Genomic DNA, 17,355 nt, shown 5'->3' with positions numbered 1-17,355 from the left:
GCCGTGCTGATCTGGATCGTGCTCGCGGTGGTGCTGCTACCCCTCGTGGCGCTCGCGTTGGCCGCGCGCCCGGTGCTGGCCCGGCTGCCCCGGCTGCGCCGCGCCGCCGTGGCGTTGCAGCGGCGGGCCGCCGAGGCCGAGGCGCTGCGGGAAACCGCCGAGGCGCTGCAACAGCGTGCCGAGGAGGTCCAACGTCGGCTCGACACCACCTCCCAGCGACTCGCGGTGATCAAGGCCAAGCGCGGCTGATCGGGTACGCACCCGGCGGTGGTTGACGGATCATCGCGGGTTGGTCAAGACTTCACCCTCCCGCCCGGACCACCACCACCCAGTGGGTGGCGGGCAGCCGATCCGCACGTACGATGGGCTGCGTACCACCCCCCGGACACAGAGCGACTGGAGCTTCTCATGGGTGCCCTCAAGCCGTGGCACATCGCTGTTCTCGTGGTTGTGCTGATCCTGCTCTTCGGTGCGAAGCGGCTCCCCGACGCGGCCCGTTCGCTGGGTCGGTCGCTGCGGATCATCAAGGCCGAGACCAAGAGCCTGCAGGAAGACGACCGTGACCTCGCCGAGAAGGCCGACGCGCAGGCCGGCTACCAGCCGCTGCCGCCGCACGCCGGGCAGCAGGCGCCGTACGCTGGTCAGCCGCAGCAGGCCCCGTACCAGCAGGCGCCGCCGCAGCAGCCGGTCGTCGACCCGGTGCACCGCGTCCGCGACAACTGACCGAAGGGCCCCACTCCCGTGGCCTTCGCACTGCGTAAACGTGGCCCAAAGGCGTTCGAGCGGGCCGCCGACGGGTCGATGACGCTCATCGAGCACGTCCGTGAGCTACGTAATCGTCTGTTCCGTGCGTCACTGGCGATCGTCGCCGGCCTGATCGTCGGGTTCCTGCTCGCCGATCCGGTCTTCCTGCTTCTGAAGCAGCCGTACTGCCGGCTGCCCGACACCAGGGACGCGTTCGGGAACTGCCAGGACCTGTTGGCACTGGCACCGACCACTGGTTTCGTGCTGAAGCTGAAGTTGGCGCTCTGGCTCGGCCTGATCATCGGCGGGCCGGTCTGGCTGTACCAGCTCTGGGCGTTCATTGCTCCCGGTCTGCACCGACATGAGCGGAAGTGGGCCTACGTCTTCGTGTCGATCGCGGCGCCGCTGTTCGCCGCTGGGGCGATGTTGGCCTACGTCGTGGTCGACAAGGGCCTTGGGTTCCTGATGGAGTCTGGTGTCGGCGGGCTCTCGAACCAGTTCGAGGTCAGCGCCTACATCGCCTTCATTACGAACATGATCCTGCTGTTCGGGGTGGCGTTCGAGTTTCCGCTGATCCTACTCATGCTCAACTTCGCTGGGATTGCCAGCGGACGAAGACTGCTGAGCTGGTGGCGGGCGGTGATCTTCATCTGCTTCGCCTTCGCGGCTGTCGCTACCCCAGATCCGGGTCCGTTCGGCATGACGCTGCTGGCGCTCTCCCTCTCGCTGCTGTACTTCGTGGCGGTGGGCATCGCGTTCCTCAACGACAAGCGGCGTGGGCGGGGCAAGGAGGTCTACGCCGGCATCGACGACGACGAGGTGTCGCCGTTGGAGTTCGACGCGGACCCGGTCGTGGCCGGGCAGCGGGTCGACTCGACCGCGCCGATCGGCGTACCCGATCCGATCGCCCCACCGGCACCTATCGAACGCCGCTACGACGATATGACCTGACGGCCCCGCGCCGCCCGGTTTGCCGACGCCGTCCCCGTTTCTGGGGGCGGCGTCGTTGCATCACATTTAGCGCTGGTAGCGCAACCGGTGGTGACGGCATCTGCCCATGGTGAACAACAGGTGTCCGACCGGTACGGTGCTGCCCGTGACCGCAGACGATCACCTGCCCGGCCCGGTCGCCGTGCTCGCCAACCCGACCGCTGGTCGTGGGCGGCACCGCGCTCTGCTGCCCCGGCTGCTGGAGGGTTTGGCCGCCGGTGGGCGGCCGGTCCGGCTGCTGCCGGTGTCCAGCCCCGCCGAGGCGGAGGCGGTGTGCCGGGCCGCTGTCGCCGACGGCGCCGGCGCGTTGGTGGCGGTCGGTGGGGACGGCACCGTGCATCGGGCGTTGCAGGCGGTCGCCGGCACCGACGTACCGTTCGGCGCGATCCCGGCCGGCACCGGCAATGACTTCGCCCTGGACGTCGGCTTCCCGGCCGAGCCCTTCGCCGCGGCGGCGGTGATCGCCGACGCGGTGCGCGAGGGCCGCAGCCGACCTGTCGACCTGGCCCGGATGGTCGGGGTCGACGGGGTCGAGCGCTGGTACGGGGCGGTGCTCGCGGCCGGGTTCGACGCGATCGTCAACGAGCGGGCCAACCGGATGCGTTGGCCACGCGGCCCGCGCCGGTACGAGTTGGCGATCCTGGTCGAGCTGGCCCGGATGCGCCCACGCCGCTACACGTTGAGCCTCGACGGGGTGTCGCAGGACCTGGACGCGGTGCTGGTGGCGGTGGGCAACTGCCCCACGTACGGCGGTGGGATGCGGATCTGCCCCGACGCGGACCCGACCGACGGGCTGCTCGACGTGGTGGTGGCGGGTCCGGTCGACCGGCGGACCCTGGTCCGGGTGAAGCCGCGCATCTACGAGGGCACCCATGTCAACCACCCGATGGTGTACAGCTTCCGGGCCCGCACCGTGGAGTTGGCCGCCGAGGGCATCACCTCGTACGCCGACGGGGAACGCTCCCTGGAGCTGCCGCTGACGATCAGCGCGGTTCCGGGCGCCCTGCGGCTGCTGCGTTGACCCGTACCGCGCCAATGCTCGCCGCGATGACCAGCACGATGGCGGCGCACTCCAGCAGGGTCAGCGCCTGTCGCAGCACCAGCCAGCCGGCGAGCGTGGCGACGGCCGGGCCGAGGCTCATCAGCACCGCGAAGGTGGCGGTCGGCATCCGCCGTAGCGCCAGCAGCTCCAGGGTGTAGGGCAGCCCGGAGGCGAGCACCGCGAGGGCGGCGCCGAGCGCCAGCACCGGCGGGTCGAGCAGCACCGCGCCGCCGTCGACGATGCCCAGCGGCAGGGTGACAAGCGCGGCGAGGGTCAGCGCCAGGGCCAGCCCGTCCGCGCCGGGAAAGCGGCCGCCGACCCGGGCGCTCAGCACGATGTACGCGGCCCACATGGCGCCCGCGCCGAACGCGAAGGCCACCCCGACGGGGTTCAGCCGGTCGAAGCCGCCCTGCCCGAGCAGCGCCACCCCGGCCAGTGCCAGCCCCGCCCAGCCCCAGCTGGCCGGTCGCCGGGCGGAGAACACCGACAGCGCCAACGGGCCGAGCACCTCAAGCGTCACCGCCGGGCCCAGCGGGATGCGTTCGATGGCCTGGTAGAACAGCGAGTTCATGCCGGCCAGCGCCAGCCCGAACCCGCCGGCCGCGAGCCACGCCGAGCGGTCGTGCCCGCGCAGTCGGGGCCGGCACACGGCGAGCAGCAGCACCGCAGAGATGGTCAGCCGCAGGGTCACCGCGCCGGCCACCCCGGTCCGAGGGAAGAGCAACGCGGCCACGGCGGAGCCGAACTGCACCGACAGGGCCCCGCCGAGCACCAGCCCCACGGCGGCGACGCCACCGCGCCGGGCCGGTGGCGTGTCGGCCGGCGATGGCGTGGGCAGCAGGGTCTCGGTCACGGGCACGACGCTAGGCGCTCAGCTCCGGCCGCCGTGCGGCGGTGTCCACCTGCCGAAAGGCGTGCCGTCCCAGTCGGTTCGTGGCGAAGCCCGCGTCTGCTGCTCGTCCGTCTGGCGAGCGTGTGCGGGGATACAGGAGCCTCGATGGGCGGCTACCCTGTTCGGAACGGTATCGATCCACAGTTGGGAGCTGGGATGCGCCTCGACCTGGTCACGGTCTCCGCTTCGCCGCGAGAGCCCGCCCGGTACTGATCGGGCAGCACCGGGGATTCCCGCCGGTGCTCTGGTGCTCCTCGCCGCGGAGCGGTCTTACGACGACCGTTTCCTTCCCTGGCTCGAGGAGCTCTTTTGCGTGCCCTTGTATCCGCGCGTCTTGGCGCGGACTTCACCAGACTGTGGACCGCCGCCGCGGTGTCCAACGTCGGCGACGGCGTGACCATGGCTGCCGGCCCCTTGTTGGTCGCGTCCGTCACCGACAAACCGGCCCTCATCGCCGGCGCCGTCTTCGCGCAGCAACTGCCCTGGCTGCTGCTCGCCCTGATCAGCGGCGCCTATGTCGACCGACTCGACCGGCGCCGCATGGTCATGGTTGTCAACCTGGCGCGCGCCGGAGCGCTGGCGGGGTTGGCGGCTGCCATCGCGACCGAGACTGTCAGCGTGATCATCATCTACCTGGTGCTCTTCATCCTGGGTGTCGGTGAAACCCTCGCGGACACCGCTATGGGCGCCCTACTCCCAGCGGTGGTCGCCCCCGACGAACTGGCGGGCGCCAACGCCCGGCTCTACGCGAGTTTCACCATCGGCAACCAGTTCGTCGCCAAACCGCTCGGCGCGTGGTTATTCGTCATCTCCGCCGCCGTACCCTTCGGCGTTGACGCGCTCACCTTCGCGATCTCCGCGGCGCTGATAGCGGGTATCCGACCTGGGCCGGTCTCCGCGAAACCCCGTGAGCAGACCTCACTGCGTGCCGAGGTCGCCGCAGGTCTGACGTGGTTGTGGCGACACCGCCTGCTGCGGCTCCTTGCTGTCAGCATGGGCCTGAGCAACATCGCGTTCGGTGCCGCGTTCGCCGTGTTCGTACTTTACTGCCGGGAGCGTCTGGGTGTGTCTGGCGTCGGCTACGGCTTCCTGCTGACCGCGTTCGCGGTCGGCGGCCTCGTCGGCACGACAATCGCCGCGAGACTCATGCGAGCGCTCGGCAACGCCACCGTGTTGCGCGCCGGCCTCGTCGTCGAGATCCTCACACACGTGTCCCTTGCGATCACGACGACACCCTGGCTGGCCGCCATCGCCCTGGTCGTGTTCAGCATCCATGCCATGGTGTGGGGCATCGTCGTCACCTCGGCCCGGCAGCGGGTCGTGCCGCCACCGCTACGCGGCCGCGTCGGCAGCGTGTACGCGTTGCTGGATCTCGGCGGAGCCGCGCTGGGGTCGCTCCTGGGCGGTCTGTTCGCCAGCGTCTGGGAGATCACCACACCGTTCTGGATCGCCGCCGCCGTGATGGTGACAATCACCGTCCTCGCCTGGCGTCCCCTGCGCGAAGCTGGAGCCGCCTGACCGCCCTGGCCCCGGTGGCGAGCGGCGGTGTCTCGCCGCTCGCCACCGGGGTATCCGGGGTGGCGGTCCGAGGTTCCGACCGCTCTGGCCGTGCGCCGCGAGAGCGCAAAGCCGACACGGCCGTAGATGTTCGCCACCCACGGTGCCACCGGCGTACGGTTCCCGGTATGACGAGTGCGATGCGGAAACTATCGATCTCCGTGCCACCCGACGTGGCTGAGCGCCTGGAGCAGGAGTCCAACGCCAGCGCCTACATCACCCAGGCCGTCCGCGACCGGATGCGGCTGGACGCCCTGGACGCGGAGCTGGCCCACCAGGGCATCCCGATCAGCGAGCAGGGCGTGGCCGAGGCGCGCGCCCGCCGGGCCGCCGTGGAGGCCGACTGGTCGCCGGACCGCCGCAGCGCCCTTCGCGAGCGGGTCCGCCAGCACGCGCTGGACGCCGCCGCCGGAACGCCCGAACAACCGGCCGCGTGAGCCCCGAGGACGACCGGCCGATCCGGCTCGTGCTGGACCGGTCGGCACTGCTGGCGTACCTGGCGGGGTCGGTGCACGTCGGGGAGCCGCTGCACGAGGTCATCCAGGACCGCAACAGGTTTGGCGTCACCGCCGTGACCGCGGCGGAGGCGCTGGCGATCGTCAGCGACCCGAAGGAACGGGCGACTCTGCACCGGCTGCTGAACCTGGACGCCTGTGCGGTGCTCTCGACCGAGGGACACTCCTGGCACGAACTCAGCTTCTGGCGCACGGTGACGGGCCGTGCCGACCTGGCCACCACGGCGTTGGCCGTCCTCGAACACGACGCCTCGATCCTCACCGGGGAGGCCCGGTACGGCGACGAGCTACCGGTGATTCACATTCCCGGCTGACGGCACAGCACGGCGGGTTCAGGCCGGCAGGGCGAGGTCGAGCACCGCGCCCAGCCCGTTCTCCCGGCCCGGCTCGGCGGCCGGGAGCACCAGCACCGAGCAGCCGGCGGCCACGGCGCCCGCGTCCGCGGGGGTGTCACCGACCATCAGGGTCTGCTCCGGGTCGACGCCCAGCATCCCGCAGGCACGCCAGAAGATCGCCGGGTCGGGTTTGCAGCGCCCCACCTCGTACGAGAGCACGAACGCGCCGACCAGGTCGGTCAGCCCCCAGGTGTCGAAGTGTGGCCGCAGGTCGAAGCCGATGTTGCTGACCACCGCCACCGGCACCCCGGCGTCGCGCAGAGCGGTGAGCGTGGGGGCGGCGTCGGTGTACGGTAGCCAGCCCTCGGCGGTCAGCAGCCGCTCGTAGAGCGCGTCGGCGAAGCCGTCGATGCCGGCGTCGACGGTCTCGGCCAGCCCGGTGTACGCGCCCCGGTGGGCGTGTTGGTAGAGGTCCCGGTCGGCCCACAGTTCGGCGAGTCGGGGCGGCACCCGTGCCGGCAGTGGCCCGCCGGCGCGGCCGGCGGTCAGCAGTCGGTCGGCCAGCGAGGTGGCGCGGACCCGGTCCAGGGTGACGCCGCACGCCGCAGCGGCCTCCAGCACCCACCGCTGGGGGTCCTCCACCTGGGCCAGGGTGCCGTGGAAGTCGAAGAGCACCGCCTTGACAGGGCGTCGGGACGCCCGGCGGGCGGCGGGCGCCTCAGCGGTGCCCGGCGGACTGGTCTGGGGCGGTTCGGCATGGTCCGGCACGCCGTGCACCCTACCGACCGCCCCCGACCGTGCCTCCGGACGGCCTTGTGGGGTGACATGACTCGGCACGCACTAATCTTGGTGCCATGTCGAGCCCCGCCGAGCGGTACGCAGCGGCGCGCCGCAAGGCCGCACAAGCCGCACAGTTTCCGGCGCTGGACGAGTTCGCCCTCGAGTTGGGGTTCGACCTCGACGACTTCCAGCGGGAGGCGTGTCAGTCGCTGGAGCGGGGCAGCGGTGTGCTGGTCTGCGCTCCCACCGGCGCCGGTAAGACGGTGGTCGGGGAGTTCGCCGTCCACCTGGCGTTGCGGGGGCGGCCCGACGACCCGGTGCCCGATGTCGACGCGGCGACCCCACCGGCGCGGCGCAAGTGCTTCTACACCACTCCGATCAAGGCGCTGTCCAACCAGAAGTACCACGACCTGGTCGCCCGGTACGGCGCCGAGCAGGTCGGCCTGCTGACCGGCGACAACGCGATCAACGGCGACGCGCCGGTGGTGGTGATGACCACCGAGGTGCTGCGCAACATGCTCTACGCGGGCTCCAGCACCCTCCAGGGCCTCGCGTACGTGGTGATGGACGAGGTGCACTACCTGGCCGACCGGTTCCGCGGTGGGGTCTGGGAAGAGGTGATCATTCACCTGCCCGCCTCCGTCACCCTGGTCTCGTTGTCGGCGACCGTCTCCAACGCCGAGGAGTTCGCCGACTGGCTGGTCACCGTGCGCGGCGAGACCGCAGTGGTGGTCAGCGAGCACCGGCCGGTGCCGTTGTGGCAGCACATGCTGGTCGGCAAGCGGATGTTCGACCTGTTCCACGACGCCGACGCCGCCCGCAAGCACGACGTGCACCCGGAGCTGCTGCGCTACACCCGGGAGACCGCGCGGCGGCTGGAGTTGGGTGAGGGGCGCAGCGCCGGGCCCGGTGCCGGCCGGCGCGGCCCGCGCTGGCGTGGCCCGTTGCGCCCGGACATCGTCGACCGACTGGACCGGGAGGGTCTGCTACCGGCGATCCTGTTCATCTTCAGCCGGGCCGGTTGCGCCGCCGCCGTGCAGCAGTGTCTCGCCGCCGGGCTGCGGCTCACCTCGGCGGAGGAGCGGGCCGAGATCCGCCGCGTCGTCGAGTCCCGGGTCACCGCCATTCCCGGTGAGGACCTGTCGGTCCTGGGCTACTGGGAGTGGCTGGACGGCCTGGAACGCGGCCTGGCCGCCCACCACGCCGGCATGCTGCCGGTGTTCAAGGAGATCGTCGAGGAGTTGTTCGTCCGCGGTCTGGTCAAGGCGGTCTTCGCCACCGAGACGCTGGCGTTGGGCATCAACATGCCGGCCCGCTGCGTGGTGCTGGAACGGCTGGTCAAGTACAACGGCGAGGCGCACGTCGACCTGACGCCGGGGGAGTACACCCAGCTCACCGGGCGCGCCGGCCGTCGAGGCATCGACGTGGAGGGGCACGCCGTGGTGGTGTGGTCCCCGGAGACCGACCCGCGGCAGGTGGCCGGGCTCGCGTCCACCCGCACCTACCCGCTGCGCTCCAGCTTCCGGCCGTCGTACAACATGGCGGTGAACCTGGTCGGCACTGTCGGCGCGGAGCCGGCTCGGGCCCTGCTGGAGTCCTCGTTCGCCCAGTTCCAGGCGGACCGGTCGGTGGTCGGCCTGGCCCGGCAGGTGCAGCGCAACACCGAGACCATCGAGGCGTACGGCGCGGAGGCCGCCTGCCATCACGGCGACTTCGACGAGTACTTCGCGCTGCGGGTGGCGATCGCCGACCGGGAGAAGGCGATCGCCCGGCAGGGGCAGACCCAGCGCAAGGCCGCCGCGGTGGCCTCGTTGGAGCGGCTGCGGGTCGGCGACGTGATCCGGGTGCCGTCGGGCCGGCGGGCCGGGCTGGCCGTGGTGCTGGACCCGGCGACCGGTGGGTTCGGTGAGCCCCGGCCGCTGGTGCTCACCCAGGACCGGTGGGCCGGGCGGGTCAGCCCCGGCGACTTCACCACTCCGGCCGAGGTGTTGGCCCGGATCCGGGTGCCCAAGCACTTCAACCACCGGTCCCCGGGCGCCCGGCGGGATCTCGCCGCCGAGGTCAGCGGCACCGGCCTGGATCGGCACGGTGGCCGACGCGGGGGCCGTTCCCGGCAGGTGACCGGCGAGGACCACCAGATCACCCAGCTCCGCACCGAGCTGCGTCACCATCCCTGCCACGCCTGCCCGGAGCGGGAGGAGCACGCCCGCTGGGCGGAGCGGCGTCGACGGCTGGAGCGCGACACCGAGGAGCTGCGGGAGCGCGTCAGTGGTCGTACGGGGTCCCTCGCGCGAACGTTCGACCGGATCGTGGCGCTGCTGACCGAGCGTGGCTACCTCGCCCGCGACGGTGCCGTCACCGACGCCGGTCGGATGTTGGGCCGGATCTGGACCGAGGCGGACCTGCTGGTCGCCGAGTGCCTGCGCCGGGGGGTGTGGAACGGGTTGTCCCCGGCCGAGCTGGCCGCCGCGGTGTCAGTGGTGGTGTTCGAGGCGCGCCGCGATGTCGACGAGCGGGCGTCGCTGCCGCGCGGGCCGGTGGCCGACGCGGTGGACGAGACGCTGAAGCTGTGGGGGGAGATCGAGGCCGACGAGGCCGCGCGGGGGCTGACGGCGACCCGGGAGCCGGATCTCGGTTTCGCCTGGCCCGTCTACCGGTGGGCCCGGGGCGAGGCGCTGGCGAAGGTGCTCGGCAGCGGTCACGAGATCGATGGCGAGATGCCCGCCGGTGACTTCGTCCGGTGGGCCCGACAGGTCGTCGACCTGCTGGGTCAGATTGCCGACTCCGGCGGTGCCACAACGGAGCTGCGGTCGACGGCTCGACAGGCTATAGCGGCCGTCAATCGAGGTGTTCTCGCGTACCACACGTCAGCGTGACAATCACGCTCAGTCATTATCGTCGGTGAATCGACGCAGCGGACGGTCACCGTGACGGCACCCCTCGGATAGCCCAGGGGGCACTGTTGCGCCTGATCACAGCACCCCTGATCATTGCCGAGGCGTCTTGTTGACGCGTCGGTAACGAATGGGGAGAAAGCCGCCGTGGCGGAGATCAATCACTTTGAGTACGGTTGGATCACGCCCGCGCTGAGCTACGCGCTGTCCGTGCTCGGTTCGATCCTCGGTCTGGTCTGCGCCGGGCGCATCCGCACGGCCCGCACCAACGGCCAGCGGGCGTGGTGGGGTCTGCTGTCGGCCTGGGCGCTGGGCGGCACCGCCATCTGGGCGATGCACTTCATGGCCATGCTCGGCTTCGCCGTCGAGAACACCCGGATCCGCTACGACGTGCCGCTGACCGCGGCCAGCACGGCCATCGCCGTGGTGGCGGTCGGTATCGGCCTGGCCATCGTGGGCACCGGCCGGCTGAATCCGGTACGCCTGATCGCCGGCGGTATCTTCACCGGCGCCGGCGTGGCCTCCATGCACTACACCGGCATGGCCGCCATGCGCCTCAACGGCAGTCTCGGCTACGACACGGTCCGGGTCGTGCTCTCGGTGGTCATCGCCGTGGTGGCGTCCACCGTCGCGCTGTGGCTCGCGATGACCGTCCGGCGGGGGTTGGCGATCTTCGCCTCCGCGCTGGTCATGGGGATCGCCGTCAACGGGATGCACTTCACCGGAATGAGCGCCCTGTCGGTGCACCGCCACGAACGGGCGGGTGAGGTGACCGGCGCCGGGGTGAGCACCCTGCTCGTGCCGATCGTGCTGGCGGTGGTCTTCGGGGTCGTCGGGCTGCTCTACGCCCTGCTCGCCGCTCCGACCGACGACGACCGGGCCGCCACCGCGTACCTGGACGCGCGGCGGCTCTCGGAGCCGGCGGCCCCGGCGCCCACCGCTGCTCCCGACCCGGTCGGGTTGCGCGCCCGCTCCACCCTCGGTCAGCCGGGTACGCCGTTCCCGTCCCGCCGGGACACGCCGCCGCGCTGATGCCGTGCGGCCGGCCGGCCCCGTCCGCGTACGGCGCGGTGGCGGATCAGGCCGGCCGCCGGCCCGGTCGGCTACCGTCGATGCTGAGTGTGACAAGCAGTCCGGGGTGGTCGGTCGTCCCGTGCATGGGCACCGTTCTGCGACAGCAGAGCTTGATCTCGCGGGTCGCCGTGACGTGTTGCAGTCCGCCGTCGTCGATGCGCTGATGGCCCGGCGGTGTGCAGGACCGCACGTCGGGGTCGTGGCCGGCGCGCAGGTTGAGGTCGCCGCCCAGCGCGGTGGGCTCGTGCCCGGCGTCGCGGCTGATCATCGGCAGGATGGTGCCGAGCAGGTGGTCGCACTGGGCGAGCGCGACGCGGTAGCCGCCGCTGGCCGACAGGTGCGTGGTGCAGGCGAGCAGGGCGCCGTCGACGTCGACGCAGAGCCAGGCTCGTTCCTCGGGGTCCGCGAGGTCCTGCGTCGGGTGGGTTCCGGCGTACACCCTGGCCGGGGAACTCGGCGTCCGCACGTGGGCCAGCAGCCCGATGCCGAATCGTTGGCCGTTGCGGCAGCGGGTGTCGTCGCCGCTTGGGCGGTCGCCGGCGGCCTGGAACGCGCCCACGATGGTCCGGCCGGGGTGGACGGCCTGGAACACGCGCCGCAGGACGGTCAGGTCGCCCGCGCAGATCTCGTTGAGAGTGACCACGTCGGGGGCCTCGACGGTGATCACCTCGGCGGCCCGGGCCATCGCCTGGCCGGTGTAGCAGCCGGCGCGGCCACTGTTGCAGAGGTTCATCTGGAGCATCCGCAGAACCGTGGGCTGCGGGGCTTTCGCGGCGGCGCTTGGTCCGGTCGGGGGTGCCGCCGGGCGTGCGGCTGGGCGTGCGGCTGGCAGTGCGGCGGCCGCGATGAGGCAGCCCACGACCAGGGTTCGGCGCAGGAACCGGTACGAACGGGCGGCCACACAGACTCCGGGGGTGCACGAGGCGACAGTCGCCGCCGAGGTGCCAGTGATCCTACTGGCGGCCGATCGGCGATCGAGATCCAGAGCGGCGGGCCGAGGTGGCACTCGCGTGGCGCGTACCCCCGCCTGTCGCTCCGTGGGCGCGGACCGCGACGGGCGTGTACGGCGTGGTGGGGGTGGGCGGCGTGGTGAACCGGGCGTTGGGTAGGCCGACGACGCCCGGCGTCACCGGCGCGGTCTTCGGGTGACCGCGCCGGTGAGCCCGTCTGGCGGGGTGGAGGTCAGGCGTTGCGGACCAGCCTCCACCGGTTGTCCGCGCTGCCGTTGTCGGAATCCTGCACGGCCTGCGCACCCAGGGAGGTCGACGCGTTCAGGATGCCGAGCAGCTTGTTGCTGTTGACGTTGCGGATCTTGTAGGTCCCGTCGCCGTTGTCCACGAGGATCCACCGGTGGTCGGCGGTGCCGTTGTCCGCCCACTGCAGGACGCGAGCGTTGTCGGCCGTGGACATGTTCTCCACGCCCAGGACCTTGCCGCTGTGGACGTTGCGGAACCGGACCGCGTTGCCGTCGGTCACGACCACCCAGTTGTGGTCGGCGGTGCCGCTGTCGCTCCACTGCACGGCCAGGCCACCGTCGGCGGTGGACATGTTCTGCACGCCGAGAACCAGCCCGGTGCCGACGTTCTGCAGGCGGTAGCTGCTGCCGCCGCCACCGCCGCTACCTGTGGTGTTCCAGTAGACCGTGTAGTTGTAGCCGTGGGCGTCGTAGAAGGGGGCGAGGTTCACCGTGGACCCGTTCGCGCTGGCGGTGAACGCGAGCGAGCTGGTGCTGGTCCGGGTGATCGAGGAGACGGTGAGGGTGGGCAGGGTGCTCAGGGCCGTGTTGCCGTAGTTGCCGGCCAGCACCGTGGGGCCGTACGTGACCGCGCCGACGTTGGAGTTGTCGTTGGCGGCCTTGACGGCGATCTGCATCGGCAGCCGCACGGTGATGGTGTCGCCCGCGGCCCAGGTGCGCGTGACCGTGGCGTAGCTGCCCGGGGTGGTGGTGACGTTCTCCACAGTGCCGTTGACGGAGATCGTCGCACCGCTGGTCCAGGACGGGATCCGCACCCGGATGCTCCAGGAGCCGCTCATCGAGCCGCTCAGGGTCAGCGTGGTGGTGTCACTGACCGGGAAGCTGGTGGTCTGGGTGACGGTGATGCCGCGCTGCGTCCAGTTCAGCACCGACGGCGTGAACAGGTTCACGCTCAGCGTGGTGCCGTTGTAGAAGTAGATGGAGTCCATCAACCTCGTGTTGATCTCCAGGCCGGTGCCCTGGCAGCACCAGAACGAGTTGTAGTCGGTGCTCCAGGTGCCGCCACCCCAGGCCGGGCCCACACCCCGACGGCCACCCGGCCGCAGCGGGGTGAAGTAGGTGATGTGGCCGCGGCTGTCGGCCGAGTTCTGTCCGCCGATCAGGTGGTTCATCAGCGCGCGCTCGTAGTAGTCGAAGTAGTCGGCCCGGTTCGGGTCGAGCAGCCACAGCTCCCGGGTCAGTTTGAGCATGTTGTACGTGTTGCACTGCTCGCAGGTGTCGTTGGTGAGGTAGCCGGCGATCGCGTTGGGCGGCCGGAAGTGCTCGGCCTGGCTGTTGCCGCCGATGGCGTAGGTGTGCGCGCCGACGGTGATGTTCCACGCGTTGCTGGCGATGTTCCGGTAACGGGTGGTCCCGGTGGCCTTGAACTCCCGGGCCGCGCCGATCCACTTGGGCACCTGCGTGTTGGCGTGCTTGCCGTTGAGCTGGTCCTGGTTGTTGGCCAGCGGGTCGAACACGCCGGCGTGGTCGAACCGCTGCGCGGTGGCGAGCCACCGGCTGTCGCCGGTCTGCTGGTAGATGTCGGCGAGCACGTCGTTCATGCCCCCGAACTCGGTGCCCAGCATCGACTGCATCTGACTGGAGCTCAGTCGGCTCGTCCGGGTGTCGACCCAGCCTGCCAGCGACAGCAGCACGGTGCGGGCCTGCGTGTTGCCGATGTAGCGCCAGACGTCGAGCAGACCGGCGAGGGTCTTGTGGATGCAGTAGTAGGGCACATTGCCGTTGGACAGCGTCCGTGCCTCGAGGGCGGTGAAGTCGGACTCCGGGAAGCCGGAGAGGTAACCCGAGCCGAACCCGGCGGCGCCGTTGTTCGCCTGGCACTTGGCCAGCTCGGCGACCATGTAGTTCGCCTTGTCCCGGCAGGTGGTGTCGCCCAGGACCGCGTACGCGTACGCCCACGCGCTCAGGAAGTGGCCCTGCATGTGGGTCCGGAACGGGAAGTTCGGCGCGTCCCAGCCCCCGTTGGTGGCGGCGCCGTTGGTGGAGAGCCGGTGGTTGGCGCGGAAGTTGTAGAGCATCCGGTCGACGTCGACGAACCGCAGGTAGTTGAGCGTCCGCGACTGGTTGTCCATCCAGCGGCCGGAGGTCAGCCGCACCTGACCGAGGTCGAATGCGTACGCCGAGACGCCGATGTCGGCCCGGGCCGGGGGCACGATGGCGGCGGACGCGCTTCCGGGAGAGACGGCGGCGCCGGTCGCGGAGAGCACCACGGTGGCACCGGTGGCCTGAAGCAGGTTGCGGCGGCTGAGGGGCGGGGGTGGCATGGGGAACCTCCAGGTGGCCGGGTACGTCGGGGCCGCCATCGATGGCGGCGGGGGCGGTCGGCCGCGACGGGGCCGACAACGGATGCGGTGTGGGTGGTGGGGAACGCGGTCGCCGTGGACGCCGGGTGCCCACCCAGGCGCTGATCGCGGCACATCGATGTGATCGCTAACATAGTTCGTCGTTAACACACCCGCAACCCCTCGGGTGCCTGGCTGACCCATCCTGCGACAACCTGCCCGCGCCCCGATGGCAGCTATGGTCCGAAACGGACATCCGTCGGGTCGCGATCACCAGAAAGTGACCGTGTGTGACGAATGGCGATGGGTGGAGAGCGATTGGCCTGGCGTTGACGCCCGCCGGGTCGCTCAGTACGGTGCATCGTAAATCTTGGATGTCCACGTCGATACAGCAATGCTGCGATGTGGTTACGACGGACATCCCGCGCCTCGCAAAAATCCAGGTCAGACGGGGGAGGGGGTGTCCGGAAATAGCTGTTAGCGCTAACACGGCTGCCGGTCGTACTGCACGGCGTGCGGACGGCAAGGCCCGGTTCGAGCGGCAGCAGGACAGCTGTGGCTCGCCGAGTCAGACATCGCGCACGGCGCACTCTCTGTGGGAGTAATCGTGAAGGTGAAAGATCGATCCACAACGCGGGCCACCCGCCGGGCCGGGCGCGCCCTCGCCTTGCTGGCGAGCATGGCCTGCGTCCTCGCACTGATCCCGGGAACGGCCAAGGCCGACAACCCCATCGTCCAGAACATCTACACCGCCGACCCGGCGCCGATGGTGCACAACGGTCGGGTCTACCTCTACACCGGACACGACGAGGACAACTCCACCTACTTCACCATGCGTGAGTGGCGGGTGTACTCGTCCGCGGACATGGTGAACTGGACCGATCACGGCTCGCCGATGAGTCTGGCGACCTTCGCGTGGGCGGACGCCAACGCGTGGGCCGGGCAGGTCATCGCCCGTAACGGGAAGTTCTACTGGTACGTGCCGGTGCGCCAGCGCTCCAACGGTCAGATGGTCATCGGTGTCGGTGTGGCGGACAGCCCGACCGGGCCGTTCCGCGACGCGCTCGGTCGACCACTCGTCGGCAACAACGAGATCGATCCGTCCGTCTTCATCGACGACGACGGGCAGGCGTACCTGTACTGGGGTAACCCCGGCCTGTGGTACGTGAAGCTGAACGCCGACATGATCTCGTACTCCGGCAGCGCGACACGCATTCCCCTCACGACAGCGGGTTTCGGCACCCGTAACGGCAATGCGAGTCGGCCGACGTTGTACGAGGAGGGGCCGTGGGTGTTCAAGCGCAACGGCCTGTACTACAACGTGTTCGCGGCGGAGTGTTGCTCGGAGTTCATCGCGTACTCCACGGCGACGGGGCCGACCGGGCCCTGGACGTACCGGGGAACGATCATGCCGCGCCAGGGCGCCAGCTTCACCAATCACGCGGGTGTGATCGATTTCCAGGGTGGATCGTATTTCTTCTATCACAACGGGGCGTTGCCCGGTGGTAGTGGTTACACCCGTTCGGTCGCGGTGGAGAAGTTCACTTACACAAGCAGCGGCATGTTCCCGACGATCACGATGACCGGTACGGGGGCACCGCAGGTGGGCACGCTGAACCCGTACGTGCGGCAGGAGGCCGAGACGATCGCGTGGGGCTCGGGGATCGAGACCGAGGCGTCCAGCGAGGGCGGGATGAACGTCGGCTGGATCGAGAACGGCGACAACATCAAGGTCAAGGGCGTCGCGTTCGGCGCGGGTGCCACCTCGTTCAGCGCCCGGGTCGCGTCGGCCACCAGCGGCGGCCGGATCGAGGTGCGCCTCGACAGCGCCAGCGGCCCGACCGTGGGCACCTGCACCGTCGGCGGCACCGGCGGCTGGCAGACGTGGACCACCACCACCTGCGCGGTGAGCGGGGCGACCGGCACCCATGATCTCTACCTGCGCTTCGCCGGTGGCACCGGCAACCTGTTCAACATCAACTGGTGGCAGTTCGGCGGCACCGGCGGCGGCAGCGCCAACCTGGTCACCAACGGTGACGTGGAGAACGGCACGACGGGCTGGGGTGTGCACGGCAGCGGCATGCTCACCAGGAACACCACTGTCGCGCACGGCGGCAGCGGGTCGCTGTCGATCACCGGCCGGACCGGCGCGTGGAACGGCCCCAGCCAGGACGTGACCAGCAAGCTCACCAACGGCAAGAGCTACACCACAAACGTCTGGGTACGCGCACAGAGCGGCACCCCGGCGGCGAAGGCGACGCTGTCGCTGACCGCGAACGGCACCACGAGCTACCTCCAGCTGACCCCGGCGGTGGGGGTGAACGTCAACGGTTGGACCCAGCTCACCGGCACGACGACCGTGTCGTGGAGCGGCACGCTGTCCGGTGCCGCCTTCTACGTGGAGACGGCGGCGGGCACCGACAGCCTCCTCGTCGACGACGTCTCGTTCCAGTGACGGGCGCTGCCGGAGCCGTGCTCGTACGGCTCCGGCAGCACGACGACGTGCCCCGTGGCTGCGACCGGAGCGACAGGTTCTCGGCACGGTTGGTTACGACTTGACGAACGGCATGTTATCGCTCACAGTCGATGGTTGAGGGCGGCCGCACCTGTGGTTCACCGGGCGAACCCGCTGTGGCCCCTCGGAGCGCGACGTCCGCCCAGGGCATGCCGGACGTCGGGTCAGGACTCCCCGCACTGCTGCCGCGACGGCGACCGATGCTGTCGTCTCCGATGTCGCTGAAGCAGATTCGGGCGCTGCGCCTCCATCGCTGCACCACCACAGAGAAGGAATCCGCATGAATCACAGAAGAGCCCTGCGGGCGGCGGTGACCATCGCGGTCACCGGCGTCCTCGCCGCCGGTATGACGATGGCGTTGACCACCTCGGCCAGCGCCGGCACGACCCTCCGCGCGTCCGCGGCCGAGAAGGGGCGCTACTTCGGGGCTGCTGTCGCGACGGGCAAGCTGTCCACCGGCGCGTACACGACGATCTTGAA

Annotated in this window: 14 protein-coding genes and 1 pseudogene; 11 read left to right on the top strand and 4 right to left on the bottom strand. The window is 70.5% G+C overall.

What is annotated here, in order from left to right; translation table 11 throughout:
- Positions 1–3 precede the first annotated feature (3 nt).
- From ACLQ3B_RS25300 to ACLQ3B_RS25285, 4 genes are all read left to right on the top strand, one after another.
- Positions 4–249: a hypothetical protein gene (locus ACLQ3B_RS25300; RefSeq protein WP_328654369.1), complete on the top strand. Its 246-nt coding sequence runs from the start codon at positions 4–6 to the stop codon at positions 247–249.
- A 159-nt stretch (positions 250–408) separates the two neighbouring features.
- Positions 409–723 (top strand): Sec-independent protein translocase subunit TatA, encoded by a 315-nt coding sequence (gene tatA, locus ACLQ3B_RS25295; RefSeq protein ID WP_091408718.1) that lies wholly within the window; start codon positions 409–411, stop codon positions 721–723.
- 18 nt (positions 724–741) lie between these two features.
- Complete coding sequence (gene tatC / locus ACLQ3B_RS25290; protein WP_425783194.1) at positions 742–1,695, top strand: twin-arginine translocase subunit TatC; 954 nt, start codon at positions 742–744, stop codon at positions 1,693–1,695.
- Positions 1,696–1,831: 136 nt separating this feature from the next.
- Entirely contained in the window at positions 1,832–2,755 is a 924-nt protein-coding gene (locus ACLQ3B_RS25285; RefSeq protein ID WP_425783487.1) for a diacylglycerol kinase, read from the top strand.
- Here the strand turns inward: ACLQ3B_RS25285 and ACLQ3B_RS25280 are convergent.
- Positions 2,718–3,635, bottom strand: a complete 918-nt coding sequence (locus ACLQ3B_RS25280; RefSeq protein ID WP_425783193.1) for an EamA family transporter — start codon at positions 3,633–3,635, stop codon at positions 2,718–2,720. The genes ACLQ3B_RS25285 and ACLQ3B_RS25280 overlap by 38 nt on opposite strands.
- A 342-nt stretch (positions 3,636–3,977) precedes the next feature.
- On the opposite strand from ACLQ3B_RS25280, the gene ACLQ3B_RS25275 reads away from it, so the two are divergent.
- From ACLQ3B_RS25275 to ACLQ3B_RS25265, 3 genes are all read left to right on the top strand, one after another.
- Entirely contained in the window at positions 3,978–5,186 is a 1,209-nt protein-coding gene (locus ACLQ3B_RS25275; protein WP_425783192.1) for an MFS transporter, read from the top strand.
- A 179-nt stretch (positions 5,187–5,365) separates the two neighbouring features.
- Complete coding sequence (locus ACLQ3B_RS25270; RefSeq protein WP_425783191.1) at positions 5,366–5,662, top strand: hypothetical protein; 297 nt, start codon at positions 5,366–5,368, stop codon at positions 5,660–5,662.
- Positions 5,659–6,054: a hypothetical protein gene (locus tag ACLQ3B_RS25265; RefSeq protein ID WP_425783190.1), complete on the top strand. Its 396-nt coding sequence runs from the start codon at positions 5,659–5,661 to the stop codon at positions 6,052–6,054. The genes ACLQ3B_RS25270 and ACLQ3B_RS25265 overlap by 4 nt, the downstream gene beginning before the upstream one ends.
- A gap of 18 nt (positions 6,055–6,072) precedes the next feature.
- On the opposite strand, the gene ACLQ3B_RS25260 is transcribed toward ACLQ3B_RS25265, so the two are convergent.
- Positions 6,073–6,843, bottom strand: a complete 771-nt coding sequence (locus tag ACLQ3B_RS25260; RefSeq protein WP_425783189.1) for an HAD family hydrolase — start codon at positions 6,841–6,843, stop codon at positions 6,073–6,075.
- Between the two features lie 86 nt (positions 6,844–6,929).
- On the opposite strand from ACLQ3B_RS25260, the gene ACLQ3B_RS25255 reads away from it, so the two are divergent.
- Positions 6,930–9,731: a DEAD/DEAH box helicase gene (locus ACLQ3B_RS25255; protein ID WP_425783188.1), complete on the top strand. Its 2,802-nt coding sequence runs from the start codon at positions 6,930–6,932 to the stop codon at positions 9,729–9,731.
- Positions 9,732–9,896: 165 nt separating this feature from the next.
- Positions 9,897–10,781 (top strand): MHYT domain-containing protein, encoded by an 885-nt coding sequence (locus ACLQ3B_RS25250; RefSeq protein ID WP_328654363.1) that lies wholly within the window; start codon positions 9,897–9,899, stop codon positions 10,779–10,781.
- A gap of 46 nt (positions 10,782–10,827) precedes the next feature.
- Here ACLQ3B_RS25250 and ACLQ3B_RS25245 read toward each other — a convergent pair whose 3' ends face one another.
- Both ACLQ3B_RS25245 and ACLQ3B_RS25240 read right to left on the bottom strand, forming a co-directional pair.
- A complete protein-coding gene (locus tag ACLQ3B_RS25245) occupies positions 10,828–11,565 on the bottom strand; it encodes an endonuclease/exonuclease/phosphatase family protein (RefSeq protein ID WP_425783187.1) in 738 nt (245 codons plus the stop codon).
- A 440-nt stretch (positions 11,566–12,005) separates the two neighbouring features.
- The gene (locus tag ACLQ3B_RS25240) at positions 12,006–14,342 is read right to left on the bottom strand and encodes a beta-L-arabinofuranosidase domain-containing protein (protein WP_425783186.1); all 2,337 of its coding nucleotides are present in this window, start codon (positions 14,340–14,342) and stop codon (positions 12,006–12,008) included.
- Positions 14,343–15,039: 697 nt separating this feature from the next.
- Between ACLQ3B_RS25240 and ACLQ3B_RS25235 the strand changes: the two genes are divergently transcribed.
- The gene (locus tag ACLQ3B_RS25235; protein WP_425783486.1) at positions 15,040–16,815 is read left to right on the top strand and encodes a family 43 glycosylhydrolase; all 1,776 of its coding nucleotides are present in this window, start codon (positions 15,040–15,042) and stop codon (positions 16,813–16,815) included.
- Between the two features lie 340 nt (positions 16,816–17,155).
- Positions 17,156–17,355, top strand: a pseudogene (locus ACLQ3B_RS25230) (endo-1,4-beta-xylanase); the annotation flags it as partial.

Origin of the sequence: Micromonospora sp. DT53, from assembly GCF_049841535.1 — a bacterium.
GTDB lineage: Bacteria > Actinomycetota > Actinomycetes > Mycobacteriales > Micromonosporaceae > Micromonospora.
The sequence above is the reverse complement of the archived record's forward strand: the minus strand, read 5'-3'. Positions and strand labels throughout refer to the sequence as shown.